A 2247-nucleotide genomic window follows, 5' to 3' on the forward strand; every position below is an offset into this window, starting at 1 on the left:
CGCGCCACCCTCCCCCGGCCTCATCACCGCCAGCAGGTCATCGCCGCGCACGTAGTAGGCACTCAGTGCCGCCGGCTCGGCTCCCACCGTCGTCAACTCAGCCACCACCTGGCTCAGCGGCCCCGACGTGTCCACCAGATAGTCGACGCCTGTGGTGGTGCCCGCCTTCCTCGTCTCCGTCCTCACCCGCACGCCATCGCCGTCATACGTATGCGTGACGACCGTCCCATCGTTCTGCGTCGCAGACTGCAGCCGGTCGTCGAGATCCCACGCATACATCGCTTCGTCCACCTTGGCGGACAAGTTCCCATTCGCGTCCCACGTCCAGCCCTGCCCACCGCGCGTGAGTTGGCGGTCCCTCACGTCGAAGGTGGCGCTGGTCGTGGTGACCGTTCCCGCAGGATCCGTGTGGACCTGCCGTAACCGGTTGCCCACCGGGTCGTAGTCAAACGCCTTCGAGTAGACCGCCGCCGTGTTCTTCGTCACCGTCTCCCCGGTCAACCGATACAGCGCGTCGTAGCCGTAGCTCCTGACCGTCCCGTCGGCCTCTTCGATCTTCGTCCGGTTGCCCGCCGCGCCGAGGGTGTAGAGATAGCTCGCCACGACCGCGCCGACTCCCTTCCGCGTCCGCAGCTCCTTCAGCCGATTCAGCGCGTCGTAGGCGTAGCTCGTCTGCACGCCATTCGGATAGGCCACCGACGCCCGGTTGCCGTTGGCGTCGTAGCCGTGGCCGTAGACCCTGCTCTGTGGATCGCTCACCGTGTCGAGCCGGTTGAGCGCGTCGTAGGTCGCGCTCGTCACCAGCACCTGCCCCGCCACGTGCGCCGTGAGGCTCGTGCGATTGCCGTTGGCGTCCCAGCCGTGGGCGAGCTTGCGACCGTCGGGATACGTCATCTCCTCCAAGCGGTCGCGGTTGTCGTAGGCGTACCGCGTCGTACCCCGCGCGTCGACCATCGTCGCCCGCCGGCCGGTGGCCGCGTAGGTGAAGCCGACGGTGGCGCCGCCGGGGTAGGTCTTGGTCTGCAGGCGGTGGCCGAGGTCGTAGGCGAACTGGATCGTCCTGCCCGCGAAGTCCTTCTTGGTCTTGAGGTTCCCCGCCACGTCGTAGGTCATCGACTCGGCGGCGCCGTCGGGCAGGGTCCGCTTCGTCATCCGCCCGAGCTGGTCGTACTCGAACCGCGTCGCGTGGCTGTTGGCGTCGGTCTGCGTGGTGCGGTTGCCCGCCTCGTCGTAGGCGTAGCGGGTCACCTGGTCGAGCGCGTCGGTGACCGTGATCAGCCGGCCGAGGCCGTCGTATCCGAAGCGGGTCGTCTTGCCCGCCGGGTCGGTCTCGGCGACCCGCCGCCCCAGCTCGTCGTAGGCCACCTGCCGGTTCGTGCCGTCGGGGAAGTCGGTGCGCACCAGCCGCCCGGCGTCGTCGTAGACGTAGCTCGCCCGGTTGCGGTTGGGGTCCACGACCGCGAGCTGGTTGCCCGCCGCGTCGTACTCGAAGTCGGTCTCGCCGAGCAGGGCGTCGAGCACTTTGGTCCGCCGCCCGGCCGCGTCGTAGTCGAAGGTGGTCGTGTTGCCCCGCGCGTCGGTCGAGGCCACCAGGCGCCCGGCGTCGTCGTAGGTGCTCGTCGTGAAGGTGGTGTCGACGTAGGTCGTCTTCACCAGCCTCCCGACGGGGTCGTAGAGGAAGCTCGTCACCCGCCCGCCGCGGTCGGTCGTCGTCGAGAGCCGCCCTTCGGCGTCGTAGGAGCGCCCGTCGGAGGTGCCGTCGGGATAGCGCGTCGCGGTCTGCTGCCCGAGCTCGTCGTAGGTGAAGACCGTGTGGCGGCCTAGGGCGTCCACGGTCTCGCCGACCTGGCCGATGGCGTTGTAGATCGTCGAGGTCGTGCTGCCGTCGGGCTGCTGGGTCGAGAGGAGGCGGCCCAGCTTGTCGTACGTGAGCTTCGTCAGCAGCGTCTGCTTGCTGCCGCTCGGCAGCGTCCGGCTCGTCGTCTCGGTCAGGCGGTTCCCGGCTCCGTCGTAGGTGTAGGTCGTCGCCGTGCCGAGGGCATCGGTCTGCTTGGTGAGATTGCCGAAGCCGTCGTACTCGTAGGTCGTGACCGCCCCCGAAGGATCGGTCTCGGTGAGCAGGTTGCCCCGGCTGTCGTAGCTGTAGACGGTGGTCTTGCCCAGCGGGTCGGTCGTCTGCAGCAGGTTGCCCGCCGCGTCGTAGGCGTTGCGGGTCACCTTGCTGCGCGGGTCGGTGGTGGTGAGCAC

General features: G+C 68.9%; 1 pseudogene. It reads right to left on the reverse strand.

The features are described 5' to 3' along the window. A pseudogene (locus ACRDSQ_RS06815) lies at positions 1–2247 on the reverse strand (hypothetical protein); the annotation flags it as partial.

Source organism: Actinokineospora sp., from assembly GCF_050699995.1.
Classification (GTDB): domain Bacteria; phylum Actinomycetota; class Actinomycetes; order Mycobacteriales; family Pseudonocardiaceae; genus Actinokineospora.